Here is a 3242-nt window from a genome sequence, read left to right as displayed (position 1 = left end):
GACGCCGAAGGCGAGCAGCATGCCGGGCAGCGCGATCTGGCTGAGACCGCCGCCCTCGATGGCAAGCGGCGCGACATAGGCAAAGACGGTGAAGGCGCCGATCAGCGCCAGCACTGTCGTCAACAGGATCGGCATCACGCCGGGACGCAGCGCTGCCGCCAGCCTGCGCTTCAAGGGCAGCCTGGTGCCAACGATGCCCTGCGGCAGCCGGTACCACAGGATCGCGCCTGCAAGCGCGCCAAGGCCGGCGATGGCAAAGAAGGTGCCGCGCCAGCCGGCGACGGTGGCAACGAGCGCGCCGAGCGGCGCACCGAGCGCAACGGCCACAGTGGTGCCGCCGACAACGACGGCGATGGCACGCGCCCGGTGATGATCATCGACCAGCGCTACTGCGGTGCCCTGCGCGGTTGCGGCGAACAGGCCCGACGACAGCGCCATGACGATGCGCGCGACCAGCAGCAGTTCGAAGGAGGAACTCAAGGCGGCGGCGATGTTGCCGATGACGAAGAACACCAGCGTCCACAGGATGACGCGGCGCCGGTCCCATTCGCCGGTCAGCGTCGCGAGAATCGGCGTGCCGACCGCATAGGCGAGCGCGAAGGCGGTAATCAGCGTGCCGGCCAGCGGAATGGAGATGCCGGCATCCGCCGCGATGTCGGGCAGAAGGCTGGAGATGACGAAGCCTTCGGTCGAGATCGTGAACGATCCGAGCGCGAGCCAGAAGAGGCGCTTGTCCATGGCGGGATGTCCTTAGTTCAAAAGTTATTGAACAATTGGACATAACAGGGCATCATGTCAATGAAGCCAGGGAAAAATAGCTGAACCTTCCTGACAGCCCTGTGTCAGCACAGGCCGGGCGGGGTTCGCGCGAGACGGAGAAAGGCCACGTGGAGCCAACAATGATGGATGCGTTGAAATCGGACCCGACTGTGCTTAGTTTCGAGCCATGACCTTGCCACACCCCAATACGGACCAGATCAGCCTGCCGATCGTGCTTGGCGTGCTCGGCGACCCGACGCGGCTTGCCATCGTGCGCTATCTCGCCAGCAAGCAGGGCGTGCCGCTGAACTGCAGCCAGTTCCTCGATTTCGGCTCGAAGACCAATCTGAGCTACCACCTCGCCAAATTGCGCGAGGCCGGCGTCACCCGCGCCGAGGTGGTCGGCACCAACCGCATGATCACACTGCGCCGCGCCGATCTCGACGCCCGCTTCCCCGGCCTGCTCGACAGCGTCATCGCCGCCGCCGGCGACGATCCCGCACTGCCGGCGGTTGGCGGCCACGATATCGAAGTGCACGCCCGACCCTGAAGGACTTGGGTTCCTCGCCCACGAACGTGGGGAAAAGGAAAAGCGGCGTCACACAGGAGCTTCCCGAAATGCGCATCGCCGTCCTCGCCGATATCCACGGCAATGTGCTGGCGCTCGACGCCGTGCTTGACGACCTGCGCCGGCGCGGCGGCGCCGACCTGACCGTCAATCTCGGCGACAGCGTTTCCGGCCCGCTATGGCCGCGCGAAACGATGGAACGGCTGCAGGCGCTGAACCTGCCGACGGTGCGCGGCAACCACGACCGCCGTGTTGCCGCCGACCCCGCTGATGACACCATGTGGCCCTCCGACGTCTATGCGCAGGAGCGGCTGACCGAGGCACAGCGCCAGGTGCTGTTCGCCCAGCCGTTGACGCTGGAGATCGCACCCGGAATCATCGCTTTCCACGCCCGTCCCGACCATGACGAGAAATATCTCACTGATACGATCGTCAATGGCCAGCTGGTACGCGCGCCGCTGACGGCGATCCGGCGGCGGCTGAAGGCGCTCGACCCGGCTTGCCGCATCGCGCTGTGCGGCCACAGCCACCGCGCGGAACTGATCCGCGTCCCCGACGGTCCCGTCATCTTCAATCCGGGCAGCATCGGCTGCCCTGCCTATGACGATTCCACGCCGCCGGCGCATGTCTCCGAGCAGGGCTCGCCGCATGCGCGCTACGGCATTGTCACCCTGGGCAGCAACGGCCAGCCCGACGGCTTCGAGGCCATCGCCGTCGACTACGACCACGAGGCGGCCGCCAGGCAGGCCGAACAAGCGGGCCGGCCGGAATGGGCTCACGCGCTCAGAACCGGGTTCATGCCCCTGCCCGGCTGAAGGCTGGCGAAACGGCGGCCCGAATTTTCGGGCTTACATGGCGCCGCGTCGTCCCTTATAAAACCGGCCGGGCTTGCGGCGGGCTCGATCCGCCGCGGCACGGTATCAGCGCACGGCCAAACGATGAGGCGCACAGTTACGCTCCGAACAATCCTCCATGCGCTGATTGCTGCTCCGCTGCTGATGACGGCGTGGCCTGTGATTGCCCCCGCTATGGCTGAAGAGATGGCCCAAGAGGCGCCGGAGCTCGTCATCTCCGTCGTTACCGGCCTGGCGCCGGACGACCTTCTCAAGGTCCGCACCACCGCATCGCCGGTCGCCACGGTCGAGGCGCGGCTGAGCAGTGGCGACATGGTCACCAATCTCGGCTGCAACGACATCAACGGCTACAAATGGTGCAAGGTCGAGAGCACGGGCAAGGAGAAGCTGAGCGGCTGGGCGCCGGCGCGCTATCTCATCCCCCTCAATCCGAACCCCTATGTCGAAGGTGAGCCAAGACCGGCCGGTGCGCCGGTGGTTGCCTCCACCGGCAGTGGGGCCGAGCAGGCCTCGGCACCGGACCAATCGCAGGCCACCGGCTCAGCCGACAGCGCGCCGGTCGCACCGCCCGACCTGACGGCGCGGCTTGGCGGCGCCGGTCCGGCAGCCGAAAGCACGCCGAAATCGCCAGAGGAAATCGGCCACGCCGCCATGCAGGATGCGTACCTACTGGCGCTGGCGGCGCCTGACGTCCCGCTTGATTCCGCTCCGACGCTGGCTTCTGGCCCCGAAATTCCCTGCGCCCGCTATGTCGGCCAGCCGATGGAGCGCTGCAAGGTCAGCGTGGTGCACACCGCCGACAAGGCGAACATCACTGTGACCTGGCCCGATGGCGGCACGCGCATCATCTCTTTCCGTGCCGGCCAGCCGGCCGGTTCCGACGCGCCCGGCGACTTCCGCTTCACCAGGGAAGGCAGCCTCAACATGATCCGTGTCGGCGTCTCGGAGCGGTTTGAGATCACGGATCAGTTGGCGCTGGGGAATTAGAATTCAGGGGAGTAAGGGAGCAGGGAATAAGGGAGTGTGTTTGGAATTCTCTCGAACCCACCCTACTCCCCTAC

4 protein-coding genes are annotated in these 3242 nt (G+C 66.3%); 3 read left to right on the top strand and 1 reads right to left on the bottom strand.

The features are described 5' to 3' along the window. On the bottom strand, positions 1 to 738 hold a 738-nt coding region (locus EOA22_RS28700; RefSeq protein WP_164755932.1), incomplete at its 3' end, for an MFS transporter. A 208-nt stretch (positions 739 to 946) separates the two neighbouring features. Here EOA22_RS28700 and EOA22_RS28695 point away from each other — a divergent pair. The 3 genes from EOA22_RS28695 (at position 947) to EOA22_RS28685 (ending at position 3168) form a co-directional block, all read left to right on the top strand. Then, entirely contained in the window at positions 947 to 1309 is a 363-nt protein-coding gene (locus EOA22_RS28695; RefSeq protein ID WP_013530112.1) for a helix-turn-helix transcriptional regulator, read from the top strand. A 68-nt stretch (positions 1310 to 1377) separates the two neighbouring features. After that, the gene (locus EOA22_RS28690; RefSeq protein ID WP_063168791.1) at positions 1378 to 2142 is read left to right on the top strand and encodes a metallophosphoesterase family protein; all 765 of its coding nucleotides are present in this window, start codon (positions 1378 to 1380) and stop codon (positions 2140 to 2142) included. A 123-nt stretch (positions 2143 to 2265) separates the two neighbouring features. Continuing rightward, on the top strand, positions 2266 to 3168 hold the full coding sequence (locus EOA22_RS28685) for an SH3 domain-containing protein (protein ID WP_063168792.1): 903 nt from the start codon (positions 2266 to 2268) through the stop codon (positions 3166 to 3168). The last annotated feature ends 74 nt before the right edge of the window (positions 3169 to 3242 follow it).

Origin of the sequence: Mesorhizobium sp. M7A.F.Ca.US.014.04.1.1 (assembly GCF_003998745.1) — a bacterium.
GTDB lineage: Bacteria > Pseudomonadota > Alphaproteobacteria > Rhizobiales > Rhizobiaceae > Mesorhizobium > Mesorhizobium ciceri.
Note: the sequence above shows the minus strand (reverse complement) of the source record. Positions and strands in the feature narration are given on the sequence as shown.

Excerpts from the sequence above, each read along its gene's own strand:
- EOA22_RS28695 (WP_013530112.1), top strand. The coding sequence starts at position 947 with ATGACCTTGCCACACCCCAATACGGACCAGATCAGCCTGCCGATCGTG.
- EOA22_RS28690 (WP_063168791.1), top strand. The coding sequence starts at position 1,378 with ATGCGCATCGCCGTCCTCGCCGATATCCACGGCAATGTGCTGGCGCTC.
- EOA22_RS28685 (WP_063168792.1), top strand. The coding sequence starts at position 2,266 with ATGAGGCGCACAGTTACGCTCCGAACAATCCTCCATGCGCTGATTGCT.